The 25515-nt window shown below is 39.1% G+C and carries 17 protein-coding genes; 13 read left to right on the forward strand and 4 right to left on the reverse strand.

Going from position 1 to position 25515, the window contains the following annotated elements:
• Positions 1–48 precede the first annotated feature (48 nt).
• Complete coding sequence (gene ygjK, locus RGQ13_RS04355) at positions 49–2598, forward strand: alpha-glucosidase (RefSeq protein WP_348392338.1); 2550 nt, start codon at positions 49–51, stop codon at positions 2596–2598.
• On the opposite strand, the gene RGQ13_RS04360 is transcribed toward ygjK, so the two are convergent.
• Positions 2591–3427, reverse strand: a complete 837-nt coding sequence (locus RGQ13_RS04360) for a LysR family transcriptional regulator (protein ID WP_348392339.1) — start codon at positions 3425–3427, stop codon at positions 2591–2593. The two genes, ygjK and RGQ13_RS04360, sit on opposite strands and share 8 nt — an antisense overlap.
• Before the next feature lie 151 nt (positions 3428–3578).
• Between RGQ13_RS04360 and RGQ13_RS04365 the strand changes: the two genes are divergently transcribed.
• From RGQ13_RS04365 to RGQ13_RS04380, 4 genes are read left to right on the forward strand one after another with little or no spacing between them, the layout of a single operon-like run.
• Positions 3579–4766, forward strand: coding sequence for an acyl-CoA dehydrogenase (locus tag RGQ13_RS04365; RefSeq protein WP_348392340.1), 1188 nt, complete (start codon positions 3579–3581; stop codon positions 4764–4766).
• Positions 4767–4811: 45 nt separating this feature from the next.
• Entirely contained in the window at positions 4812–7049 is a 2238-nt protein-coding gene (locus tag RGQ13_RS04370; protein WP_348392341.1) for a dehydrogenase E1 component subunit alpha/beta, read from the forward strand.
• Positions 7046–8107, forward strand: a complete 1062-nt coding sequence (locus tag RGQ13_RS04375; protein WP_348392342.1) for an ACP S-malonyltransferase — start codon at positions 7046–7048, stop codon at positions 8105–8107. Before RGQ13_RS04370 ends, RGQ13_RS04375 begins: the two co-directional genes overlap by 4 nt.
• Positions 8108–8131: 24 nt before the next feature.
• Positions 8132–8608 carry an arginine repressor gene (locus RGQ13_RS04380; protein ID WP_348392343.1) on the forward strand — a complete coding sequence of 159 codons (477 nt, stop codon included), beginning with the start codon at positions 8132–8134 and terminating at the stop codon, positions 8606–8608.
• 36 nt (positions 8609–8644) lie between these two features.
• Here RGQ13_RS04380 and RGQ13_RS04385 read toward each other — a convergent pair whose 3' ends face one another.
• Positions 8645–9358 carry a FadR/GntR family transcriptional regulator gene (locus tag RGQ13_RS04385; protein ID WP_348392344.1) on the reverse strand — a complete coding sequence of 238 codons (714 nt, stop codon included), beginning with the start codon at positions 9356–9358 and terminating at the stop codon, positions 8645–8647.
• A 209-nt stretch (positions 9359–9567) separates the two neighbouring features.
• On the opposite strand from RGQ13_RS04385, the gene RGQ13_RS04390 reads away from it, so the two are divergent.
• From RGQ13_RS04390 to ruvX, 8 genes are all read left to right on the forward strand, one after another.
• On the forward strand, positions 9568–12768 hold the full coding sequence (locus tag RGQ13_RS04390; protein ID WP_348392345.1) for a glycoside hydrolase family 2 TIM barrel-domain containing protein: 3201 nt from the start codon (positions 9568–9570) through the stop codon (positions 12766–12768).
• 2 nt (positions 12769–12770) lie between these two features.
• Positions 12771–15101, forward strand: a complete 2331-nt coding sequence (locus RGQ13_RS04395) for an aminotransferase class III-fold pyridoxal phosphate-dependent enzyme (protein WP_348392346.1) — start codon at positions 12771–12773, stop codon at positions 15099–15101.
• 21 nt (positions 15102–15122) lie between these two features.
• Positions 15123–16655, forward strand: coding sequence for an L-piperidine-6-carboxylate dehydrogenase (gene amaB / locus RGQ13_RS04400; RefSeq protein WP_348392347.1), 1533 nt, complete (start codon positions 15123–15125; stop codon positions 16653–16655).
• Between the two features lie 266 nt (positions 16656–16921).
• Positions 16922–18109, forward strand: coding sequence for a methionine adenosyltransferase (gene metK, locus RGQ13_RS04405; protein WP_348392348.1), 1188 nt, complete (start codon positions 16922–16924; stop codon positions 18107–18109).
• Positions 18110–18390: 281 nt separating this feature from the next.
• Positions 18391–19122, forward strand: coding sequence for a 16S rRNA (uracil(1498)-N(3))-methyltransferase (gene rsmE, locus RGQ13_RS04410; protein WP_348392349.1), 732 nt, complete (start codon positions 18391–18393; stop codon positions 19120–19122).
• Positions 19123–19171: 49 nt separating this feature from the next.
• Entirely contained in the window at positions 19172–20131 is a 960-nt protein-coding gene (gshB, locus tag RGQ13_RS04415) for a glutathione synthase (RefSeq protein WP_348392350.1), read from the forward strand.
• Between the two features lie 100 nt (positions 20132–20231).
• Positions 20232–20786: a YqgE/AlgH family protein gene (locus RGQ13_RS04420; RefSeq protein WP_348392351.1), complete on the forward strand. Its 555-nt coding sequence runs from the start codon at positions 20232–20234 to the stop codon at positions 20784–20786.
• Between the two features lie 231 nt (positions 20787–21017).
• Positions 21018–21452 (forward strand): Holliday junction resolvase RuvX, encoded by a 435-nt coding sequence (gene ruvX / locus RGQ13_RS04425; protein WP_348392352.1) that lies wholly within the window; start codon positions 21018–21020, stop codon positions 21450–21452.
• A 205-nt stretch (positions 21453–21657) separates the two neighbouring features.
• Here ruvX and RGQ13_RS04430 read toward each other — a convergent pair whose 3' ends face one another.
• The gene (locus tag RGQ13_RS04430) at positions 21658–23529 is read right to left on the reverse strand and encodes a GGDEF domain-containing protein (RefSeq protein WP_348392353.1); all 1872 of its coding nucleotides are present in this window, start codon (positions 23527–23529) and stop codon (positions 21658–21660) included.
• 51 nt (positions 23530–23580) lie between these two features.
• Positions 23581–25497 (reverse strand): tetratricopeptide repeat-containing diguanylate cyclase, encoded by a 1917-nt coding sequence (locus RGQ13_RS04435; RefSeq protein WP_348392354.1) that lies wholly within the window; start codon positions 25495–25497, stop codon positions 23581–23583.
• Between the last annotated feature and the right edge of the window lie 18 nt (positions 25498–25515).

Below are 25515 nucleotides of genomic sequence, written 5' to 3' on the forward strand. Positions count from 1 at the left end.
TTATAAATATTTTTATGAAAAATAATCAAATAGAATGGAAATTGAGCAATGAATCTAATTTTTAACTCATTATCAGTAAAAAAAATAGCCTTAATAACGCTTATATTAAGCATAATTTCGTGTTCAGAAAATAATGCTGTGGTTGTAACCTCACAATCCACTGGTGCACAAGCTGAAAACTCCGCAGTATATAAATTTAATGATGTTATCGATAGGGCAGGAACGCCAACTAAGCACAAAGATTATGATAGTTATCAAAATCAAAAATTTAACCCGTTTTTTGATTTAGGCGCCTGGCATGGTTTTTTACTACCAGAAAGTGAGAGTAATTATGGCTCTTTCCCCGGGCCATTAATTATTGCAGAAGAATACAGCTTATATATAGCAGAAAAATTAGAACTGTTAACGATTAAGGATGCCATTTCAAAACAAAGCTATGACTTTAATAAAGCCGAGAAGAGTATTCACTCCAGACCGGGCTCGTTATCTCAAACTTATCAGTTTGATGATTTAAGCGTAGAACTAACATTACAATATGCCAATAATAGAACCGCGTTAGTTAAAACATCCATTAGTAATAAATCAAGCAGTAGTAAAAAACTCAGCTTGCTTTGGCAAGGGCGGTTATTGCAGCAGTGGGATGATAAACACACAGTAGAGCAGGCATTACCAAATTGGCAACGCAATATCAGTGCTGATCAATATAGCGTTGCAATCAGCTTCTCCAAGCAACGAAATATTTGGGATATTCTTACCAGCGGTAGCTCTGAGTATCAAATAAAACGCTCAATTGCTGCAAATACTACCATTGATAGCAAGGCTCACACTTACCAAAGTGAAAGCCAGTTAGAGCTGGCCTCTGCTGAAAAACAGGTGTTATTTACTACTCATAGTTATGTTCATAATCAACAAGAAGCTCTACAGCAGCAAGATCTCAGTAATCAAATATTGGCTGACTCAGAGCGTTATATCCAAGAGGCTGAGCAGCGTTGGCAGTCTTATTTGTCTCTTGGTTTAAAACAAAGTAACGCAGCTATTGAACAACAAAAGATTGCCGTTAAAGCTATAGAAACATTATCAGCCAATTGGCGTAGCTCTGCCGGCGCACTATTGCATGATAGTGTCACACCTTCAGTAACCGCGCGTTGGTTTAACGGCACCTGGGCATGGGATAGCTGGAAGCATGCCTATGCACTGGCGCATTTCAATAATGACCTAGCCAAAGATAATGTGCGGGCAATGTTTGATTATCAGGTGGATAAAACCGACTCTGTTCGCCCGCAAGATGACGGTATGGTGATTGACGCAATATTTTATAATAAGGATACAGCTCGCAATGGTGATGGTGGTAATTGGAATGAACGTAATACCAAACCGCCATTAGCGTCTTGGGCGGTATGGGAAATATATCAAGCCAGTAATGACATTGAGTTCATTAAAGAAATGTTTCCTAAACTGCAACGCTATCACCAATGGTGGTATAAAAACCGTGATCATAATAACAATGGTTTAATTGAATACGGTGGTAACAAACATAGATTCCATAATGATGCTGCCGGCAATATCAGTTTTTCAGTAAAATTTGTTGATAACAAAGTAGCAGACTTTGCTGTTAATCATTGTCAGGCTGAGCAAGAGCAATGGTTTAATTGCAGCGGCATGCAGGTTTATAAGCAATTGCTGGAGAATGGTAATTACACAGAGCTAGATATTGGTGCACAACATGGTGCTGGCTGGGAATCTGGCATGGATAACGCCGCTCGTTTTGGTTTTATCAATGCCGAGCAGTTACAAACATATGCTAACGATAAATACCAAGGCGATGTAGAGCTTGCCCGTAAAGATTGGCAGGTAATGTTTTTTGAGAATAAATCAGCACAAGGGGCGCTATTGGGTTTTTCAATTAACCAAGAATCTGTTGAATTAAATGCCTACTTAGCCAATGAGAAAAGCTTACTTGCTAATATGGCCAAATTACTTGGCTTAACGCGAGTCGCCGAGCAATATCAACAAGAGTCTTTGCGGTTAGCAGCACGAGTAAATCAATGTTTTTTCGATCAACAAAGCGGCTTTTATTACGATCGTAAAATTAGCGATACAGATAAAGCCGATCAACATGGCTGTTTAGGTGAGATACTCGTTTCTCGAGGACGAGGGCCTGAAGGTTGGAGCCCGCTGTGGGCCGGAATTGCCGATAAAGAAAAGGCTGAACAAGTTAAAAATGTCATGTTAAACCCTGATGAATTTAATTCTTTGGTGCCACTTGGTACCGCTTCTCAAAGCAACCCAGCCTTTGATGCCGATATCTATTGGCGCGGACGTGTTTGGTTAGACCAAGTCTATTTTGGTCTTATAGCATTAAATAATTATGGTTATGAGCAAGAGGCTACGATGCTTGCTAATAAGCTTTTTAATAATGCCCAAGGATTATCGGCAAATGGCTCTATTCGAGAAAACTATAATCCGATAACCGGAGCGGTGCAGGGCGCTAGTAACTTTAGTTGGAGTGCAGCTCATTTATTAATGCTATATCGAGAATTTGTAGTACCAAATAGCAAGTCTAATGGTGAAATAGAAATAACCAAACCGGCTAACTAGCACTACTATGTTTTACCACCAGTTGTTTTAGTTTATTAATCACTTTAGTAGGTTGTTGATAAGCTAGAACAATTTCACGTTTAAGCTGTAAGTCCTGTATCGGTCGAAATACGATTTCTGAATTAGTTAATATTTCTGGATGTGCTGGTACTAAAGCACAACCTAGACCTGCGCTAACTAACCCCAGTGCATAATCGATAGTTTTGATTTTAGCGCGAATATCAACGCTGATACCTTCTAGGGTTAATACATCTTGTAATGATTGCCATGCGCTGCAGGGAGATCGTTGAATAAAGGCCAAATTATCAAAATCTGTTAAAGTAATGTGCTCTTGCAGTGATAAAACATGATTATAGGGCAGGGCAAGTAAGTAATTTTCTTGCCAAAAAGACACATATTGCTCATTTTCAGAGAGCTCTTCCTTAATAATTACCCGCGCATCACAAGGTTCATTATGCGCCACTAAGGTAAGCTCCATTGACGCTACTGAAGCGGTAAAGTCTTTTAATAAAGCACTCATTCTTCCTACCCCTAGGCCCTTGGTAACACCTAAAAAGAATGGCACTTTATTGTCTTGTTCATCAAATAATGTTTTTATTGCCTTTGCTTGTCCTAATAACTTTTTAGCTAAAGGGTAGAGTTTGCTTCCTGCATCAGTAGGCGTTACGCCGCGCGCATGTCTGATAAATAATTTACAACTAAGGGTTTGCTCTAATTGAGCAACAGCCGCAGATATAGAAGGTTGCGCAACATAACTGCGTTTAGCTGCAGCACTAAAACTGTCTTCTTCAAACACTGCAACATAGTACTGTAAACTTCTTAGATCCATAGTGGTATCCGATATTGATGATTTTTATAATACATTTTACTTATAGGTTTTGCCTATACCAAGCAAAGGAAATGTATATTTTAACTTTGCCTTAGTTTTGTTTATTATTAAAAAATAAGCAATATTTTATTAACTTTTTTGAGGTTTTATCATGTCTACTTCTACCAATCGTCCAACGTTTAATTGGCAAGATCCATTATTACTTGATTCGTTATTATCTGAGGAAGAGCGCATGATCCGCGATGCCGCTCATCAGTATTGCCAAGACAAGCTAATGCCGAGAATATTAGAAGCTAACAGACATGAAAAGTTTGATGTTGAGATCATGAAAGAACTCGGCGAACTTGGTTTACTTGGCGCCACCATCCCTGAAAAATATGGCTGCGCCGGTGCTAATTATGTAACTTACGGCTTAGTTGCCAGAGAGGTGGAACGTGTAGACAGTGGTTATCGTAGTGCCATGAGTGTGCAATCGTCTTTAGTTATGCACCCAATTTATGCCTATGGTAGTGAAGAGCAAAAAATGAAGTACTTGCCAAAACTGGCAACGGCAGAGTTGATAGGCTGTTTCGGTTTAACCGAGCCAAATTCTGGCTCCGATCCAGCAAGTATGCTCACTCGCGCCGACGCGGTAGATGGCGGTTTTAAATTAACCGGTAATAAGATGTGGATCACTAACTCACCAATTGCCGATATCTTTATTGTTTGGGCGAAACTCGATGGTGTTATTCGCGGCTTCATTCTAGAAAAAGGCATGCCTGGCTTAAGTGCACCTAAAATTGAAGGTAAATTTTCACTTAGAGCATCTATTACCGGCGAAATCGTCATGGATGAAGTGTTTGTACCAAGCGAAAATATGCTACCAAATGCCAAGGGTTTATCAGGCCCATTTGGCTGTTTAAATAAAGCCAGATATGGAATTTCTTGGGGCGCATTAGGTGCCGCAGAGTTTTGTTGGCATGGTGCTCGTCAATATACACTAGACCGTGAGCAATTCGGTAAGCCTTTGGCTGCCACGCAACTCATTCAAAAGAAGCTTGCCGATATGCAAACTGAAATTACCACCGGTTTATTTGCCTGTTTACAAGTAGGCCGTTTGATGGATGCTGGCACATTATCGCCAGAGGCGATATCACTGGTAAAGCGTAATTCATGTGGTAAGGCGTTAGACATAGCGCGTATGGCGCGTGATATGCACGGTGGTAACGGCATCAGCGATGAATTCCATATTATTAGACACGTGATGAATCTTGAAGCGGTAAACACTTACGAAGGTACCCATGATGTACACGCCTTAATTTTAGGTCGAGCACAAACCGGTATTCAAGCGTTTTTCTAAGCTTACCCTTTAATAAAATCAGCTCATTATGAACGTGGAATAAAAATGGTAGATCGCAATAAATTAGTGAATGAAAATTTTGTCAACTTTGTTGAAACTGAAAATTTTCCCAAGACAGATAATAAGCTCACACCTAGTGAAGTAGGCTTAAGTGCTAGTGATGTTATCGATATTTTTGAAAGCCAAGTGCTGAGCCGTCATTTAGACCTGCAATCTCGGGTAATGCAAAAACAAGGACAAAGCTTTTATACTATTGGTAGTGCAGGCCATGAAGGTAATGCTGCTTATGCGAAAGCTTTTCGCCCGAGCGATATGGCATTCTTGCATTATCGCAGTGGTGCGTTTGTCATTCAGCGGGCGAAACAGATACCTGGGCAAACCGCGCTTTACGATATGTTGCTTTCGTTTGCTGCCTCTAAAGATGATCCTATATCAGGTGGACGTCATAAAGTACTAGGCAGTAAAGCATTATCTATTCCTCCACAAACCAGTACTATTGCCTCGCATTTACCCAAAGCCATGGGTACAGCTTTTAGTATCCCTTTGGCTAAGCGTCTAAACTTTGCTGGCGACTTACCTAATGACAGCGTAGTAATTTGTAATTTTGGCGATGCATCAAGTAATCACTCAACGGCACAAGGTGCATTTAATTGTACTGCTTGGGCGGCTTACCAATCTATACCTATGCCAATTGTGTTTGTTTGCGAAGACAATGGTATTGGTATTTCAACCTCCACGCCAGATGGCTGGATCGCGGCGAATTATAAAGATCGAGCAGGATTACATTACATTTACTGCGATGGTTTAGATATTGTTGATACCTACCATAAAGCTAAACAAGCGGAACGAATTGCCAGAGAATTACGCAAACCAGTATTTTTACACGTTAGAACAGTACGTTTACTTGGTCATGCAGGCTCTGATGCTGAATTTGTTTATCGCAGTATTGCGGAGATCGAGGCGAATGAACATCAAGATCCTTTATTACATAGTGCCCGTATTTTAGTTGAGAACAATATATTATCAGCTGAACAAATTGTAAAAATTTATCAAGATAGTGCCAAACGAATCGCCAATATTGCCGAGCATGCAGCCAGTAAATCAAAGCTAGAAAGTGCCGAACAAGTTGAGGCAAGTATTGTTCCGCCTAAACGTGAAAATATTCACCAAAAAGTTGTCAGCGCCGAACAACGCCAGCAACTATTTGCTCATGAAAAGCATAACCTCAATAAAAAGCAGCATTTGGCCAAGTTATTGAACTGGACCTTGATGGACTTAATGGCTGAGCATGAAAACATTGTCATGTGTGGTGAAGACATAGGTAAAAAAGGTGGGGTTTATAACGTTACCAGCAAGTTATTTGACCGCTTTGGTCATAACCGAGTGATTAATACCTTACTCGATGAGCAGTCAATTTTAGGTGGCGCCATAGGCTTTGCTCATAATGGATTATTACCGATAGCTGAAATTCAATTTCTCGCTTATGTGCACAATGCCGAAGATCAAATTCGAGGTGAGGCTGCCACCTTGCCGTTTTTCTCAAATGGCCAATTTACTAACCCAATGGTGATCCGTATTGCCGGGCTTGCCTATCAAAAAGGTTTTGGTGGTCATTTTCATAATGATAACTCCTTCGCTGTATTTCGCGATATTCCCGGATTAATAATTGCTTGTCCATCAAATGGTAATGACGCCATTGAAATGATGCGCAGCTGCGTAAAACTTGCGCAAGAGCAACAACGAATAGTGGTTTTTCTTGAACCGATAGCGTTGTATATGACCAAAGATTTACACGCAGAAGGCGATGGTTTATGGACCTCTAACTATGTACTGCCTGAACGTGCGAGCACTGAAGTTAATCAGCAAATCAGCGTTTATGGTGAAGGCGACGATATCTGTATTTTATCCTACGGTAATGGTTATTTCCTGTCACGCCAAGCTGAACAAATATTAGCTGAACAAGGTATTCGTTGTCGGGTTATCGATTTACGTTGGTTAGCACCACTTGATGAGCAAGGCATTATCGAACAGGTGAAACAATGTAAACATGTACTTATTGTTGATGAGTGCCGCAAAACCGGCTCTATCAGTGAAGCGCTAGTAACCTTAATTCATGAGCAGCAAGCAGTGCCGAAAGCTACCAATGAGTTGCAGCGAATAACTGCCAATGATTGCTTCATTCCATTAGGAACGGCAGCTTATCATGTACTCCCCGCCACTGATGATATTGTTGCTGCGGCAACGTCAATAATGAATAATAACAAGGCGAAAGCGTATCTATGAGCACAATTAACAGTAACAAACAGAAAAAAACTGCCGTAGTAATTTGCCCTGGTCGTGGTACATACAATAAAGAAGAGCTTGGCTATTTAAAGCGTTTACATGCAGATAAACCCGAACTCATTAAAGTGATTGATGACTATCGACAACAACTTGGGCAAGACCGTATTAGCGACCTAGATGCAATGACAAAATACAGTATGCGCAAACATACTGCTGGCGAGAATGCCTCGGCGCTTATCTATGCCTGTGCGATGGCAGATTATCAAAGCATTAATCAAGACGAATACGATATTGTTGCGGTTACCGGAAACTCTATGGGCTGGTATATTGCTTTGGCGGTTGCTGGTGCATTAAAACCTGAGGCCGCGATTGAATTGATTAATACCATGGGCTCAATGATGACCGATGGGGTGATTGGAGGTCAGTTAATTTACCCTATTAGTGATGAAGATTGGCAAGAAGACCGCGCTGTAGTTAAGCAAATTAATCATTGGTTAGAAGAAGTTAATCAAAGTGCTAATAATGAAGTTCATATCTCTATTCACCTTGGTGGTTATCTAGTTTTTGGCGGTAATAAATCAGGCTTAGCGGCTTTAGAAGCCAAATTACCTGTTGTGCAAGAACGATATCCAATGAATCTATTTAACCACGCGGCATTTCATACACCACTGTTAAAAGGTACATCTACCAAAGCAAAATCATTACTTGCGAATAGTTTAATTTCTAAGCCTGACATTGCACTTATCGATGGCTTAGGACAAATTTGGCAGCCTTATAGCACTGATACTGACAAGCTTTATGATTATACGTTAGACACACAAGTCGTTGCGCCTTATAATTTTAGTAAAGCCATTGAAGTTGCCGTTAAAGAATTTGCTCCGGATAAATTAATTATCTTAGGACCTGGTTCAACGTTAGGTGGGGCTGTTGCACAAAGCTTGATTAAGCAGCAATGGCTAGAGTTAACCTGTAAAAGTGATTTTATAAGTCTGCAAAAATCCAATCCTTTTATCTTAGCGATGGGATTAGCAGATCAACGAAAACAGGTTATAAACTAATTAATTTAAAATCGAATTGAGATCATGACCAGCAGCAGAAATAGCAAAGAACAAAGTTTCCTTATCGCATTTAAAAAGTTGCTGAAAGAGCAGTGTTATGGCTCGCAAGGCGAACTAGCAACTGCGCTGGTAAAATACGGTTTTGAAAATATTACTCAGGCGAAAATTTCACGTACCTTGACTAAGCTTGGCGCAGTTAAAAAACGTAATGTCAGAAATGATATAGTTTACTTACTGCAAGATGAATTATCAGCACCGCGAACCAAGCAAGCTATTCATACTGTGGTGTTAAGTATCAAGCATAATAATATGCAAATAATTATAAAAACCGGCATAGGCGGAGCGCCACTTATTGCCAGAATGTTAGATTTGCAAGGGGAGTCTGTTGGGGTGTTAGGCACTTTGGCAGGCGATGATACTATTTTTATCGCCCCGGTAGATGTAGATCAAATTGAAAATATTGCTCAATCAATCAGCATCATGTTAGATTTTAATCAGTAAAAATGAGCAGATAATTAATGGACTTGGTATAACCCGCTATTTTTGTTCCATTTCAGCAATGGCATCATCAACTAAACCTAAGGTGATTTTTTGCGTTTCTAGTGAAGCATCATGTGCGGCTTGCGGGTTTCTTTTAGCAATATTATCAAAAATATCAAAATGCGCTTTATACTCGTCAATGGTTATCGCTTTAAAGCGATTAGTAAAACGTAAGTTAACTTTCAATGCGGTTTCAGTAAACGTTTTTAACTGAATGAAAAATGGATTGTTACTCGCCGATAAAATACTTGCATGAAATTCTATATCAGCCTCAAGAGTGTCATCGTAACCATCTTCGGCATTTTTCATCCGCAATAAAGCATCTTCTATAACTTTAATATCACTCTCTGAAGCGTATTGCGCAGCCAAATAGGCAGCCTCAGGTTCTATAGATAACCTAAGTTGAAGAAAATGACGCAGCATATATAAATCAGGCTTGCCAATCAAAATCCAATTTAGCACTTCAACATCAAACAAATTCCAATGTTTAGAATCTAATACTTTAATGCCTTGTCTTGGGCGTGAACTGATCAATCCTTTCGCGGTAAGCATTTTAACTGCTTCACGGGTTGCAGTGCGACTTATATTGTATTGCAAACATAACTCTGCTTCAGAAGGTAGTTTACTACCAATACTGAACTTTCCTTGCAGTATGTCTTTGCCTAACTCGTGTACTAATTGCTGAGTTAAATTGCGATGCGCTGAAACCATAATAAGTAACTAATCCTTGAAGTGTTATTTGTATGATAAATGAGAAACAGTTAATTAACTAGCTTATTTTAAAAACAATTTACCTGAATGTAACAATTGCTTGTAATCCCCATAATTACTGGCAAAAAATTTATTTGTAATTTACTCTTGATAAAATTATTTTTAATTGTATTATAAATAATATATTTTGAGTTGAGTGTGATTGTAAAATGAAATTACTAACGTCTAAACTTGCTTTGTTAGCAATGTTTTGTTCTTTATCTGCCTGTGCTGAAGAACGTCAACCGTACGAAGACCATACAGTTTTCGCCATTAATAAAATTGATGGCCATGCAACCTTGTTTCCGTTTCAATCAGTCAGTGCAGCATTAAATTCTGACAAAGAGCAAAGCAGTAATTTTATCTTGCTTAATGGCTTGTGGCAGTTCGATTGGCAAAAATCACCTAAAAATAAACCACAGGGTTTTGAGCAATTAAGTTTTGATGATTCGACTTGGGGGCAAATTCCTGTTCCTGGTAACTGGGAAACTGAAGGTTATGGTTACCCTATATATTTAGATGAACGTTTCCCGTTTACCACCACTTGGCCAGATGCGCCAACAGACTACAACCCAATAGGCTCGTATCGTAAACCATTTGAATTGCCAAAAGCTTGGCAAAATAAGCAAGTGTTTCTTCATATTGGTGCAGCAAAATCTTCATTGGATGTGTGGCTAAACGGTGAAAAAGTCGGTTTTAGTCAAGGCTCAAAAACGCCGGCTGAATTTGATTTAACCCCATACTTAACGAATGACAATAATCTATTAGCATTGCAAATTCGTCGTTGGTCTGATGCCAGTTATTTAGAAAGCCAAGATATGTTGCGTATTTCAGGTATTGAACGCGATGTTTATTTATACGCAACCGACAAACAGCAAATCTTTGACTTTCATGCCAAGCCAACATTGAATAAAGACTTTAGCCAAGTTGACTTTGCCCTTGACGTTACCCTAAAGAATCACTTGCAACATGTAGCGGCTGAGCAAACAGTAGAGTATCAACTACTGGACCCTAGTAATGATATGAATATAGTTATGTCAGGTACTAGCAAGCTTGATCAACAAGCAGCTGCTACTGACAAAGTTTCATTGTATGGCAAACTAGCCAATCCTAAATTATGGACAGCAGAAACGCCAAATCTTTATACCTTACTTATTACCCTTAAAGATAAGCAAGGCAAGCACTTAGAAACTATTCGTGATGAAATTGGCTTTCGTCATATTGAAATAGTGAATAGTCAACTTACCGTAAATGGTAAAGTAATCACTATTCGCGGTGTCGATCGTCATGAAACTGACCCGCTACACGGTCATGTGGTGACTAAAGAGTCGATGGAAAAAGACATTAAATTAATGAAGCAATTTAATATTAATGCCGTGCGCTCTAGCCATTATCCAAATAATCCATATTGGTATGACCTAACCGATAAATACGGCATGTACGTAATTGATGAAGCAAATATTGAATCTCATCCGTTAGCCATTGATGAAAAAACTCAACTCGGTAATGAAATGAGTTGGTTACCGGCACATCTTGACCGTACTCAACGAATGTTTGCTCGTGATAAAAACCACCCTTCAATTATTATTTGGTCATTAGGTAACGAAGCAGGCGAAGGTAAAGTATTTGAAGCCACCTATAAATGGTTAAAAGATAACGACGGCACTCGCCCGGTACAATACGAGCCGGCAGGTGAAGAGCATTACACCGATATTTTTGCGCCTATGTATCCATCAATTGAACGCTTGGTTGAATACGCAGAATCAAAGCCTACTCGCCCAGGTATTATGATCGAATATGCCCATGCTATGGGTAATTCAGTAGGTAATTTAAAAGATTACTGGCAAGTAATTGAGAAGTACGATGTATTACAAGGTGGTTTTATTTGGGACTGGGTTGATCAGTCGCTTGAATACACTAATGAAGATGGGGTGAAGTATTGGGCCTATGGTAAAGACTTTCATCCTGATTTACCTAGTGATGGTAACTTCTTAAACAATGGTTTAATGAATGCCAACCGAGAGCCACACCCACACGCATTTGAAGTAAAAAAAGTCTATCAGGCTATCCGTTTTTTTGATAAAGATTTGCTCGCTGGTAAATTCAACGTCGAAAACCGTTTCGATTTTATAAATCTTCAACAATTCGATTTACATTGGATTATTGAAGCCGATGGTAAATCTGTTGCCCAAGGTACTCAATCCTTAGCAAACGTTTTGCCTGGCGAGACGGCCCCCTTTAATGTCAGCTTACCTAAGTTGCCAGAAACCAGCGCAGAGGAGTACTTTATTACCCTAAGCGCAATCATAAGAGAGCCGCAGCCATTACTTGCTGCCGGCCATGAACTTGCTTTTGCACAATTTAAACTGCCAATTGCACAAACTAACGAAACAGTGCAAAGCAGCAATAGTGCCGAATTAGTTAAGCACAGCGATGCTAAGCAACTTAACTTAAGCAACTCAAATGTAAATGTCAGCTTTGATAGTAAAACCGGCTGGTTAAGTCAGTATCAATACCAAGGTCAACAACTGTTAACTGCACCGTTAATGGCTAATTTTTGGCGCGCACCAACAGATAATGACTTAGGCAATGGTATGCAAAACTGGGCGTCAATTTGGCAAACTGCAGCAGCTAATCTAACCTTAACGTCATTACAGTCAACGCCGGCTGAACGCGGCGTAAAAGTAAGCGCCGTATATAGCAGTAATGTATTTAAAGGCGATTATCAAGTGCACTACACAATAGCTAATAATGGCCAAGTGCATGTGCAAAGCCAGCTTAATATCGAATCAGGACAAACATTAGCAAACTTACCTCGTATGGGGATGCAGTTAACTATGCCTGGCGATTATCAACGTATGTCTTGGTTTGGTCGCGGTCCACATGAAAGCTACGCCGATCGTCAAGACTCGGCTAAAATATCAGTATATAAAGCCTTAGTTAAAGAACAAATTCATCACTATGTGCGCCCACAAGAAAATGCTAATAAAACTGACGTACGTTGGTTAGCATTGAAAAATGCACAAGGTAATGGTTTGTTAGCTGTCGCCGACAAATTAATTAGTGCCAGCGCATGGCCATACCGTCAAAGTGATATCGACTTTATTGTTGGTAAAGATGGCGAAGAGTCTGCTTCAGGTTTAGTTCCGGTTACTAGTAAACATGGTGCAGAAATACCTATGGCTGATTTAGTAACTGTAAATATTGACCATAAACAAATGGGCGTTGGCGGCGATACTTCTTGGGGCCGTTTAGTGCACCCACAATACACTATCCCTGCACAAAATTACCAATATGGTTTTACTTTAATTCCACTGCACGAAAAAGCCGCTGACTTAGCTGAGCTGGCTCGTCGTTTTAAAGAGAAATAATTATGACAAATGCCGTTACCACTCAATTTACTGAAAGCGATGTTGCAAAGTTTTTACAACAACATTATCAGTTAACTGGCACGTTGAAATCGTTACCTGGTTACTGTGATCAAAATCTCACCTTAACCACAGATTCTGGCGAGCAATATATAGTTAAAATTGCCAATAGCGGCGAGTCTAAATTAGAGCTCGACATGCAAAATGCAGCAATGGCGCATTTAACCGAGCAAGCAATTGCAGTACCGCATGCTATTGCGAATAATGCTGAGCAGCTGATCACTGAGATTGAAAATGCCAATCAAGACAGGTTCTTTCTGCGCGTATTAACGTATTTACCGGGTGTATTTTATGTAGATGCCAACAGTACTACTCATGGCACCGAATTATGGGCGAGTCTGGGGCAGTTTGTTGGTAAAGTAGATAATGCATTGGCTGATTTTAATCATCAAGGTGCGTATCGCTATCTTGACTGGGATTTAGCCCAAGGCTTAGGCATTTGTCAGACGAAAAAGTATTGCTTAGCAGCAGAACAACGTGAATTGGTTGATTATTTTCTTAATCTGTATCAAACGCAAACCTTGCCGGTGTTATCACAATTGCCACAGGGCGTTATTCATAATGATGCCAACGACTACAACGTGTTAGTTGATGATGTAAACCAGCCAAAAAGTATTGCCGGTTTGATTGATTTTGGTGACTTGGTGCACAGCCATGTGGTTAATGAATTAGCTATTGCCAGTGCCTATGCGTTAATGGGACAACAACAGCCATTAACGGCATTAAAAACCATCGTGGCTGGTTATCACCAGGTTAGAAACCTTAACGATGTAGAACTAGAGGTATTGTTTTCTTTAGTCGCATTAAGACTCTGTACTACTGTGTGTAATTCAACACTTGACTATCAGCAACAGCCAGAAAACGATTATCTTTTGGTCTCGGTAAAACCCGCTTGGGCTTTACTCAAGCAATTACGTAACCTAAACCCATTTTCGGTTTATTGCCAATTAAAACAGGCTTGTGAATTGCCGGTTGATAATGGAAAAAGCAAAGCCGATATCACCAGCTTTAGACAAAAGCATTTAGGTAAAACCCTGAGTTTAAGTTATCAACAACCATTAAAAATTGTTCGCGGCCAAGGCGCTTATTTATATGACGAGCAAGGTACGCCGTATTTAGATATGGTAAACAATGTTTGTCATGTTGGTCATTGTCACCCAAAAGTTGTTGCAGCAGGCCAAGCGCAATTAGCCAAATTAAATACCAACACCCGCTATTTACACGACAACCTGGTGAACTATGCCGATAAATTATTGGCCACCATGCCTGATGAATTATCAGTGTGCATGTTTGTTAACTCTGGCAGCGAGGCTAACGAACTAGCATTTCGCTTGGCACGTTGTTACACAAAATCAAAAGAGTTGTTAGTTGTTGATGGTGCTTATCATGGTAATACCAACGCCTGTATTGAAGCCAGCCCTTATAAATTTGATGGTCCGGGCGGTGAAGGTGCACAACCTTATGTTCATAAAGTAAGTTTGCCAGATCCTTACCGTGGTGCGTACCTTGGCGATACTAGTGAGTCGGCTTTAGCTTATGCCGACAGCGTAAAAACTGAAATTGCTAAATTAGCCGCACAAGGCAAACATCCTAGCGCTTATATTTGCGAATCATTACAAGGTGTGGCCGGGCAAATTATTATGCCACAGGGCTATTTAACTGAGGTTTACGCACAAGTAAGAGCCGCAGGTGGCGTTTGTATAGCTGACGAAGTACAAGTTGGTTTTGGCCGCGTTGGTACTCATATGTGGGCATTTGAAACGCAAAACGTAACACCAGATATTGTCACCTTAGGTAAACCTATTGGTAACGGTCATCCTATGGCTGCAGTGATCACCACCCAAGCTATTGCCGATGCCTTTGTAACTGGTATGGAATATTTCAATACCTTTGGTGGTAACCCAGTTTCTTGCGCTATTGGTATGGCCGTGCTTGATGTAATTAAAGATGAAAAATTACAGCAACATGCATTAGAGACAGGTAATTATTTTCAACAGCAATTAAAGCAATTGCAGCAAGAATTTCAATTAATAGGTGATGTGCGTGGTCTTGGCTTATTTATTGGGGTTGAACTGGTTGAGAACCGAGACAGCAAACAACCAGCCACCGATAAAACCTCATGGTTAGTTGAGTACTTTAAGCAAAACCATATTTTGTTAAGTACTGAAGGCCCATTTTACAACATCTTAAAAATTAAACCGCCATTAGCCTTTAGCTGTGCTGATGCCGATAAGTTTGTTCGCGTTTTAAAAGCCGGTTTAACAGAACTTTTATAAATTTTACCCTTAGGAATTTTCATGGATTTTTTAAATACATTAGGCATTAAAGCAAATAATTTTGGTGCAGCTACAGGCCTACAATGGTTAACGACACAAGACCAAGGTCAATTTGATATTTCATCGCCAGTAGATGGCAAGGCAATTGCCAGTGTTTATCAATGTTCAACACAAGATTATCAACAGGTAGTTGAAACTGCAGAGTCTGCATTTAAAATTTGGCGTAAAGTGCCTGCGCCGTTGCGTGGTGAAGTTGTCCGCCAAATTGGTAATAAATTACGTGATTTCAAACAACCATTGGGTGAGTTAGTCGCTTACGAAATGGGTAAGTCTTTGCAAGAAGGTTTAGGCGAAGTACAGGAAATGATCGATATTTGTGATTTTGCTGTTGGTTTATCTCGCCAACTAAATGGTTCAACTTTACATTCTGAACGGCCGTTGCATCGTATGTACGATCAATATCATCCATTAGGCATTGTTGGCGTTATTTCAGCGTTTAATTTTCCTGTCGCTGTATGGTCATGGAATGCGATGATCGCCGCAATTTGCGGAAACGTGACTATTTGGAAGCCATCTGAAAAAACACCATTAACAGCCATTGCTTGTCAAAATATTATCAAAGACGTATTAGCCGAAAATGACGTACCAGAAGGTGTGTTTTCTCTGGTCATTGGTCAAGGTAACGTGATTGGCGAAGGTATGCTAAATGACAAAAGATTACCGCTATTGTCAGTAACCGGCTCTACTCGTGTAGGTCGTCATGCCGGTACTGTTGTTGCTTCTCGTTTTGGTAAATCAATTTTAGAACTTGGCGGTAATAATGCCATTATTGTTAGCCAAGATGCCGATTTGAATATTGCTATTCCAGGTATTGTATTTGGCGCTGTTGGAACTGCCGGTCAACGTTGTACTACGACTCGCCGGGTGATTATTCATGAATCGTTATACGATCAAGTTAAAGGCATTTTAGTAAACGCCTATAAAGGCTTGCGCATTGGCTCTCCATTGGATGAAAATAATCATGTCGGCCCATTAATTGATACTCAAGCCGTAAACATGTTTAGCCAAGCCATCGAAAAAGTACAAGCCGAAGGTGGTAACTTACTTTGTGGTGGTGAAGTGCTATCAGGCCCTGGTTATGAATCAGGTTGTTATGTTAATCCTGCGATTGTTGAAGCCGATAACAGTTTTCAAATGGTGCAGGAAGAAACATTTGCGCCAATTGTATATTTAATTAAATACTCTGGTGATTTAGATGATGCTCTAGCCATTCAAAATGATGTGGTGCAAGGGTTGTCGTCAGCAATATTTACCAACAATTTACGAGAAGCGGAAAACTTCCTTTCTCATTGGGGCTCAGATTGTGGTATTGCCAATGTAAATATTGGCACCTCTGGCGCTGAAATTGGCGGTGCTTTTGGCGGTGAAAAAGAAACTGGTGGTGGCCGTGAGTCTGGCTCAGATGCATGGAAGGCGTACATGCGCCGCCAAACCAATACCATTAACTATTCTACTGAATTGCCGTTAGCACAAGGGATCAAATTTGATATCTAATTAATCGTTTTTAGTTTTACTTGCGGGCCGCTCATTTGCTAGTGGTTCGCTTTTTTCGCTCTTCGTTTCTAGTCTTTCATCGCTCGATTCTTGTTTTACTTTATCTCGTTTAGCCATCTAGACGTAAAAAGGTAGATTTATTTTTAAAAGCAATGTAGAATTCGCTTCATTGTAAATAAATAGATTTTATTTGATCCATTTCACTTTTCGCTAATTGAATTTTTAGCATAATCTATTTACGTGTTATTTAAAGATTAAGAGACATTATGACTAAACATTACTTCACTTCAGAGTCTGTATCTGAAGGCCATCCAGATAAAATTGCCGATCAAATTTCTGATGCGGTGCTTGATGCCATTATTGCTAAAGACAAGCATGCCCGTGTTGCTTGTGAAACTATGGTTAAAACCGGTGTTGCTATAATATCTGGTGAAGTAACGACCTCAGCTTGGGTTGATCTTGAAACCATTACCCGTAAAGTAATTTCTGATATTGGTTACACTTCTTCTGATGTCGGTTTTGATGGCGCAACATGTGGCATCATGAATTTAATTGGTCAGCAATCGCCAGAAATAGCTCAAGGTGTAGATCGTAGCAAACCTGAAGAACAAGGTGCTGGCGACCAAGGTTTAATGTTTGGTTATGCAACTAATGAAACTCCATCATTAATGCCTGCACCGTTATATTACTCGCACCGCTTAGTTGAACGTCAAGCTGAAATGCGTAAATCTGGGGTACTACCTTGGTTACGTCCTGATGCTAAGTCACAAGTTACTTTTATTTATGAAGATGACAAGCCGGTAGCTATTGATGCCGTGGTACTGTCTACCCAGCATAACCCTGATATTTCACAAGATGATTTACATGCAGCAGTAATGGAAAACATTATCAAGCACACCTTGCCAGAAGAATTACTGACTAAGGACACTAAGTATTTCATTAATCCAACCGGTCGTTTTGTTATTGGTGGTCCGGTAGGTGATTGTGGTTTAACTGGTCGTAAAATTATTGTTGATACCTACGGTGGCATGGCTCGTCACGGTGGTGGTGCTTTTTCTGGTAAAGATCCATCAAAAGTTGACCGCAGTGCAGCATACGCAGCTCGTTATGTAGCTAAAAACATTGTTGCAGCTGGCCTTGCTGATCGCTGTGAACTGCAAGTGTCTTATGCTATTGGAGTTGCCGAGCCAACGTCAATTTCTGTAGAAACATTTGGTACTAGCAAAGTAGACAATGAAACACTGATTAAGTTAATCCGTGAAAACTTCGACTTACGTCCGTACGGCATAAGTAAGATGTTAGACTTATTGCACCCAATGTATCAACAAACTGCTGCTTATGGTCACTTTGGTCGTGACCCGTTTGAAATGACGGTAGGTGACGATACCTTTACCGCATTTAGCTGGGAAAAAACTGACAAAGCCGAAACTCTTAAGGCTGCTGTTGGGTTATAAGTAAACTTAACCAACTGTTTTAATATTTTTGCCAGGCTTGTCCTGGCATAATTGTTTAAAGGACTAAGGACTAAGGACTAAGGACTAAGGACTAAGGAGTCAAGGCTCAAACTTACTATACTTTATTTAATTTTATTGGTTGGCGTGAATTTATTCGCGCGTTATGGCGTAGCCATTTTTAAGTCTTATGCGGCATTATTTAATTTTCCCCTGCTATTGTTTATTCCCATCTTAGCCCTTATCTTTAAAGTAATGATTTATACGAGTAATTTTTCACTTTTATGAGTAACCCTAGAATTTTTCAACCAATAGAATTTACGGTCGGTAGCACCATTGCGTTATCAGATGATGCCTTTGGCCATGTTGTGCGTGTGCTCAGGTTAAAAGCTGGCGATGAAGTGACTTTTTTTAATGGCGATGGCCATGACTATCAAGCTGAGCTTAGTGAAGTAAGTAAAAAACAGGGCAATGCTAATATTATTGGTAAAGTTGCCCGTAAAAATGAATCACCACTGAACATTCATTTAGGGCAAGGCATATCTCGCGGCGATCGAATGGACTTTACCTTACAAAAATCCGTTGAGCTTGGCGTTAATACTATTACGCCTCTATTTACAGAGCGTTGTGGGGTAAAACTAAACGCAGAACGGTTAGAGAAAAAACGTCAACAGTGGCAAAAAATAGTCATTAGCGCCTGTGAGCAAAGTGGTAGGGCAGTAGTGCCACAAGTACTTGCGCCAGTATCACTAAGTGAATGGTTAGGCCAAGCAACGCAAGCGTTAAAAATCAACTTGCACCCAAGAGCAGAGCATTCAATCATGGCTTTGCCAATGAGCGCAAGTCGAGTACGGTTATTAATAGGCCCAGAAGGCGGATTAACCGATGAAGAAATCGAACAAGCCAGTAATGCCAACTATACTGAAGTTCTGTTAGGGCCAAGAGTGCTACGAACTGAAACGGCAGCTCTTACAGCAATTACAGCTTTACAATGTAAATTTGGCGATTTGAGTTAATTCAAATTGCAGTTTACCGAATCAAATAAACAAGGTTAGGAACACAAAAATGACAATTAAACTTGGCATAGTAATGGATCCAATTTCTACCGTTAAGGTAGCAAAAGATTCCAGCATGGCAATGATGCTTGAAGCGCAAAAGCGTGGTTATGAAATTTACTATATGGAAATGCAAGACTTGTATTTAGACCAAGGAGTTTGTCGTGCCAATGCTGCCAAAGTCACTGTATTTGATGATGCAGAAAAATGGTATGAACTAGAACCTGCGCAAGATATTGAGGTTGCTAGTTTAGATGCAGTGTTAATGCGTAAAGATCCACCATTTGATACCGAATACATTTACGCAACTTATATGCTTGAACGTGCAGAAGAGCAAGGCACATTAATGGTTAATAAGCCGCAAAGCTTACGTGATTGTAACGAAAAACTATTTACCGCCTGGTTTGCTGATTTAACGCCAAGAACTCTGGTTACACGATCATCTGCAAAAATTCGTGAATTTCATCAAGAGCACAGTGATGTGATCATCAAACCACTTGATGGCATGGGTGGTTCATCCATATTTAGAATGAGCCCAAATGAAGCCAATGTTGGCGTTATAATTGAAACATTAACCAACCATGGCAGTATGTATGCCATGGTACAAGAATATATGCCAGAAATTTTAGATGGCGATAAGCGTATCTTAATTGTTAATGGTGAGCCAATGCCGTATTGCTTAGCACGTATTCCTGCGCAAGGGGAAACACGTGGTAATTTAGCCGCCGGAGGCCGTGGTGAAGCAAGGCCGTTATCGGCAAGTGATTTACTAATTGCTGAAACCATCGCACCAGAGCTGAAAAAGCGTGGTTTATACTTTGTTGGCCTTGACGTGATTGGTAATAAAGTGACCGAAATTAATGTTACCAGCCCAACCTGTATTCGTGAAATTGAAGCGGCTTATCCAATTAATATTAGTGGTAAATTGATGGATGCCATTGAAGAACAAGTTGAACTGAACAACAAATAGTCGTAATAATATTGAATAAAATAAGATTTAACTGGTCTACATAAAGAATGAATAGTTATAAAGTGATTAACTTTTACAGTGGTAAATAATGGAATACTCTATGGAAAGTCTAGAAAACCAATTGCTTATCGCCATGCCGAGCTTAAAGGATCCGTATTTTCATAAAACGGTAACCTATATTTGTGAGCACAACGAAGATGGCGCTATGGGGTTAGTGATCAATATTCCGGTAAGAATCACCTTAAATGAGTTACTTTCTCAAATTGATGCTGACAACATAGAAGTTGATAAGCTGAACCAGCGCGTACTTGCAGGTGGGCCAGTTTCAACCGATAGAGGATTTGTACTACATAATACTCAACAAGGGTGGAGCAGTTCACTCGAACTTGGCAACGATATTATGATCACTACCAGCAAAGATATTCTAGAAGCGTTAGGCACAGATAAATCACCAGAAAAATTTATCGTAACTTTAGGTTATGCTGGTTGGGGATCTGGTCAGCTAGAAAAAGAATTACAAGAAAATTCATGGCTAACAACCCCTGCCGATAAAGAGATTTTATTCGATACCCCGATTGAGCTCCGTTGGCAAAAAGCGGCGGAAAAGCTTGGTATTGACCTGGGGCATTTATCAAGTGATGTAGGGCATGCTTAGGCAAGAAACTAGGAACTAGGAACTAGGAACGAAGAGCAGATCCTGAAACGAGTTCAGGAAATAGCTGGCACTTCCTGTGACACCGTCATACCCGGCTAAGTCGTGCCCGGCTACGTCATGCCCGGCTTGTTCGGGTATCGGGTATTCATAATGGACTCCCGTCTTCACGGGAGTGACGACTTGACGTTAATAGCGAGCTAGTTAAACCAAAACAATAACAAAGGAACATTCATGGCAAAGTCAGTAAAACCACAGGGGCAGCGCACCTTGTTAGGGTTTGATTTTGGAACTAAATACATTGGCATTGCTGTTGGTCAAGAGATCACTTGCAGTGCATCGCCGGTTAAATCAATTAAAGCTAAAGATGGCATTCCTAATTGGGATGATATGGCTAAAATTGTCAAAGAATGGCAACCAGACTTATTGGTGGTTGGCTTACCTCTGAATATGGACGGCACTGAACAACCGTTAACTCTACGTGCCAAAAAGTTTGCTAAACGTTTATCCGGACGTTTTGGTCTTGAAGTTAACTTGCAAGACGAGCGCTTAACCACAGCCGATGCGAAAGCGCATTTATTTGAGCAAGGCGGCTATCGAAATTTGCAAAAAGATAATGTCGATTGCCAATCAGCGGTGATCATACTAGAAAGCTTTATGGGCTATTAATACCAAGTCCAATAATTACCTGCTCATTTTTATTGGTTAAAATGAATAACTACTGCGTTATAAAACCTTTAAGGAGAATAACTACTTATCAAATTTTATGCCTTGTATTTATCCATTTTTCCTCACTAAAAAGTAGACCATATAATTATCGGAATTGGTATAATCAACCAGATGTACTGACCTCTGCCGCTAAATAGATCCCGTATCAAGTACAAGACGACGCTAGTGCGTCGACTTCTTGCCTAGGCCTGCCTTCAAAACCGCAAGTACAATTTTTACATTCATCTTTTGCTTGTTTTAGTGCTTGCTCAGTGTCACTTAATAAATTCATCATGCTATAGCCACTTATTTCTGTGTCACTTATACCAAAACTTGCGGTTACATCAAATTGATAACAAATTTGTTTAGTATCTAAAAAATTTGTTTCTAAGCGATATTGTTCACATAATTCTATTGCTCGTTTTATTGAACTGTCTTTTAGTAAAAATACAAATTCATCACCACCTAAGCGACCCACTAAGGTGTTTTGATCAAAAATATTCTTGTGTATATTCAGCATTAGGTTGATTAATCGATCAGTTCTATCATTACCTTGTATTTCATTTACTTCTCGTAAGTTATCAATATTCATGATCGCTAAACTATAAGGTTTGCCATTTTTCTTGGCATGCTCTAATAATTGCTCTGCCTGAAGTAAAAATGCATGCCGGTGTAAGCAATCAGTCGCTTTATCAATAACAAGGTTAGAGATTATTTGCTTCTTTAGTTTTAAATTAATAAAAACCGATCGGATCAACCAAATTATAAATCCCGCTAATATCAATTGAATCAGTCGATTACTGATCAAAAAGTTGGCGAAAACACTGTTGTTGGCGATGTTAATTTTTTCTTGTTTTAATTCATTATTTATTCTTGTTTGATAGCCTAAAAGTTCACCTTCTAACTCATCTAAATCATACCTTAAACTATTTAGTGCTAAAGATTTGTCTTTAGTTTCTAGTGCTAGTTCATGCTGTAATTTAATTTTATTCTGCAAGCTGGTAAATTCAGCTTGGTTATCTTTATTAAATTTGGCCACTTCATATTTAACTTTATTGACGATCATTAATGTTGGGTGGTTAGGATACTCATCAGCAAGCGTTAAGGTTTTGTCGGCAAATTCATTGGCTTTACTAACGTTATTTAATTGCAGGTGAGCTTTGGCCAAATAACTGTTAAAGCGCAGGTAATTTTGTGGATAATTTTGGTCGATGACGTTTTGATAATTTTCCTGCAGTAGCTGTATAGCCTGCTCTGGTTTATTAATCTCAAGTAGCGAAAATGCATGAGTAGCAACAATTTCATCAGCAATTAAACGTTCATTTATTTTACTGCAGATATTATAATATTGGTCAATGATGCTTACATTGCTTAGTAATTTATTTAAACCTTGTAAAGCATAGATATGTTGCACACCTAAAAAACATTGTTCTCTGTCGGTTATATGCATATTGTCATTAACTAATATGTGCTCTACGTACTCTAAAGCCTGCTGTGGATCATGTAACTGATTATAGAAATACGCTAACGTGGTGTAGGTTTTAATTAATGTATCGGTATCTATTTGCTTGGCTTTTAACTGGGTTGAAATCGGTTTTATATTATCTGCTGCAGCTGAATATTGGCCAATTAAAACATTTAAAAAAAGAATGTTATTGTAAGCTCTAAGTCTATAATTAATGTTTCTGGAATCTTTATTTGCTCCACTAAGATCAATCGCTTGTTGATAATTACCTAAAATAATTTGTTCATAAGCAACTAAATATTGATATTGATCTTGTTGTTGCCAAGTCATGTTATAACGGCGTGATTTTAACTCTTTTATAATATTTTGACTAAATTCTATATCACTACTTTTTATCTTTATTGCTTGGGCAATTAACTCGTCAGTAGATAAGTTTTGAATGATTAATGAATTTTCTTCGGCTTGCGCCACTGCACTAAATTGCGGGATAAGCAGCAACAAAAATAGCATTGCACGTGTAACTTTGCTAAATGCTTTACCTTGTTTAAGCCAAAAACAGTTAAGTTTGGTCATGTTAGTGTTTATCCATATTAGTGCTTATCTATATTAGAGCCAATTTATTCATTATTCAAAAATGTACTTTAAGCCGTTATCTTCAATTTTATATTTTTCACGATCAGTCATTGTAGCTTCAAAACAGCAAGTTTTATTACCACCAGCAGCTTTAGCTTTGCGCAATGCTTTTGAGCTATCGCACAGTAAATATTTTAATGAGTATTCACTTAACTCACCATCACTAATACCTATACTGGCGCTTATTGTTTCATCTTGACAGTGTAATTCATTGCTAAGTTGGGCTATTTCAAGGTGAATATTTTCTGCAATTTGCACTGCTTGCTTAGCATTTAACTTTGGTAACAATAAACTAAATTCAGCTGCACCGCTGCGAGCAATATGTTCAGGCTGGTGCACGTAATTGTGCAATATTTCTGTAGTAAGCTTTAATAATTTATCACCATTGTCATAGCCATTTTTTTGATTGAAACCTCTAAAACCATCAATGTTAACCACTAATAAACTTAAGGTGACTTGCCATTTTTTATGCTGATAAACAGTAGTTGCGGCTAAGTCAATAAAGCGATTGCGGTTAAATAAATTGGTTAATGGGTCGTGGCGGTTTTTGTCGTTTTCAGTTATTTGTAAATGACGAATACCCAATATAGCGGCGCCGAGCAGTAATATGGTAAATATTTGTACGGCAAATAACACTCGCCCAGCTTCAAACTTGCTTATATACCCTAACATTTCACTAAACGCATCGTTGTGTTTTTGTTCGGCTTGTTGCTTTTCTTCAAATAACTTTTCTTTAAATTGTACTTTATTCAAATAGGCATGATCTATTTGTGCCCGGGCAAAGGCTTTTTGCTGGTCAATAGAGTTAACGCTTACTTGAATTTTTTCATAGCGCTGTAAATACTCTACTCCTTGCGCAAAGTCGCCCTGCTGATTGGCAATTTCGGCGAGTATTTTAAACGTTTGCAGCGCCCACTTTGACTTATCATCCGCGTTTATTTGTGCCAATGCTTTTTCGCCGTATTGGCTGGCAAGGGCAAGCTGGTTAAGGCCAAGATAAGCTCTGGATAATTGGCTAAATAACATTAGGTAGTGAGGAGTATATGTTGTCGCTAATATTTGTGCCTGCTGCGCGGTTAATACCTCAACCGCTTTTGCGTATTTTTGCTCTTGATTTAAATACCTCGCTTGCTCTAACAGCAAACTATTGCCTTGGATAAATTCATTATTGTTATAGCAAAAATTAGCGAGTTTAGAAATGGCTGAGTCATCGGCGGTTATTTTCTTTAATCCTAATAAACTCAATAATTTATTATGTTGCAGGTAACATATACTACGATTCGATAGTGTACTTTCATCAATTAAATGAAAGTAATTTAATGCCAGTTGATATTCTTCTATATGGTTATAATAAAAAGAGATAATTTGTAATGAATCGTTTTTCAATGAGATGTTTGTTATGTTAATTAGTTCAGTTAATAGCGTATCGGTTAAGCGATTGCTTTCATCAAAATTATTTAACATAAATTGCAGGTTTAACTGGGTTTTTAAGCTTCTGACACGTACATTTATATTTTTTGAATTTTCTACTTTCTTATTAATAAGAATAGATTGAGCATAATTTCCTTCAATAGCTAACTTATAGGCCTGTAAATACAGATAATCTTCGTGTTGCGCTGTGCTAAGTCGCGCTTTTTGTTGCGATAGTAGCGCAAGGTTTTGGTTAAATTGTTTGCTATCACTAGAGCGAATAGCGCTAGATTGTGCAATTAATGTATCAATTTCAGCAGTTGTTAAGTTATTTTCTTGTATTGGTAGGTTAGTCGTTTGTGTCGTTGGGCTACTTGCCTGTGCGTTCAGGCTAATAAGGCTTAGGCTGGTAAAAGCAAGACCGAGGAGCATAAAAAAGCAAAAACCAAAACCTTGCGCAATTTTTTTTAAAGCTGCAATGTTTCGGATTTTGCTCATAGTCTGGCTTTATAATGC

This window comes from Thalassotalea psychrophila, assembly GCF_031583595.1.
Taxonomy (GTDB): Bacteria; Pseudomonadota; Gammaproteobacteria; order Enterobacterales; family Alteromonadaceae; genus Thalassotalea_A; species Thalassotalea_A psychrophila.

What these genes read in the sequence shown, in the direction of transcription:
- RGQ13_RS04370 (WP_348392341.1), top strand. Translation starts at nt 4,812, where the DNA reads ATGGTAGATCGCAATAAATTAGTGAATGAAAATTTTGTCAACTTTGTT.
- metK (WP_348392348.1), top strand. Translation starts at nt 16,922, where the DNA reads ATGACTAAACATTACTTCACTTCAGAGTCTGTATCTGAAGGCCATCCA.
- gshB (WP_348392350.1), top strand. Translation starts at nt 19,172, where the DNA reads ATGACAATTAAACTTGGCATAGTAATGGATCCAATTTCTACCGTTAAG.
- ygjK (WP_348392338.1), top strand. Translation starts at nt 49, where the DNA reads ATGAATCTAATTTTTAACTCATTATCAGTAAAAAAAATAGCCTTAATA.
- RGQ13_RS04385 (WP_348392344.1), bottom strand. Translation starts at nt 9,358, where the DNA reads ATGGTTTCAGCGCATCGCAATTTAACTCAGCAATTAGTACACGAGTTA.
- RGQ13_RS04390 (WP_348392345.1), top strand. Translation starts at nt 9,568, where the DNA reads ATGAAATTACTAACGTCTAAACTTGCTTTGTTAGCAATGTTTTGTTCT.
- RGQ13_RS04380 (WP_348392343.1), top strand. Translation starts at nt 8,132, where the DNA reads ATGACCAGCAGCAGAAATAGCAAAGAACAAAGTTTCCTTATCGCATTT.
- RGQ13_RS04420 (WP_348392351.1), top strand. Translation starts at nt 20,232, where the DNA reads ATGGAAAGTCTAGAAAACCAATTGCTTATCGCCATGCCGAGCTTAAAG.
- RGQ13_RS04430 (WP_348392353.1), bottom strand. Translation starts at nt 23,529, where the DNA reads ATGACCAAACTTAACTGTTTTTGGCTTAAACAAGGTAAAGCATTTAGC.
- RGQ13_RS04365 (WP_348392340.1), top strand. Translation starts at nt 3,579, where the DNA reads ATGTCTACTTCTACCAATCGTCCAACGTTTAATTGGCAAGATCCATTA.
- ruvX (WP_348392352.1), top strand. Translation starts at nt 21,018, where the DNA reads ATGGCAAAGTCAGTAAAACCACAGGGGCAGCGCACCTTGTTAGGGTTT.
- RGQ13_RS04395 (WP_348392346.1), top strand. Translation starts at nt 12,771, where the DNA reads ATGACAAATGCCGTTACCACTCAATTTACTGAAAGCGATGTTGCAAAG.
- amaB (WP_348392347.1), top strand. Translation starts at nt 15,123, where the DNA reads ATGGATTTTTTAAATACATTAGGCATTAAAGCAAATAATTTTGGTGCA.
- rsmE (WP_348392349.1), top strand. Translation starts at nt 18,391, where the DNA reads ATGAGTAACCCTAGAATTTTTCAACCAATAGAATTTACGGTCGGTAGC.
- RGQ13_RS04360 (WP_348392339.1), bottom strand. Translation starts at nt 3,427, where the DNA reads ATGGATCTAAGAAGTTTACAGTACTATGTTGCAGTGTTTGAAGAAGAC.
- RGQ13_RS04375 (WP_348392342.1), top strand. Translation starts at nt 7,046, where the DNA reads ATGAGCACAATTAACAGTAACAAACAGAAAAAAACTGCCGTAGTAATT.
- RGQ13_RS04435 (WP_348392354.1), bottom strand. Translation starts at nt 25,497, where the DNA reads ATGAGCAAAATCCGAAACATTGCAGCTTTAAAAAAAATTGCGCAAGGT.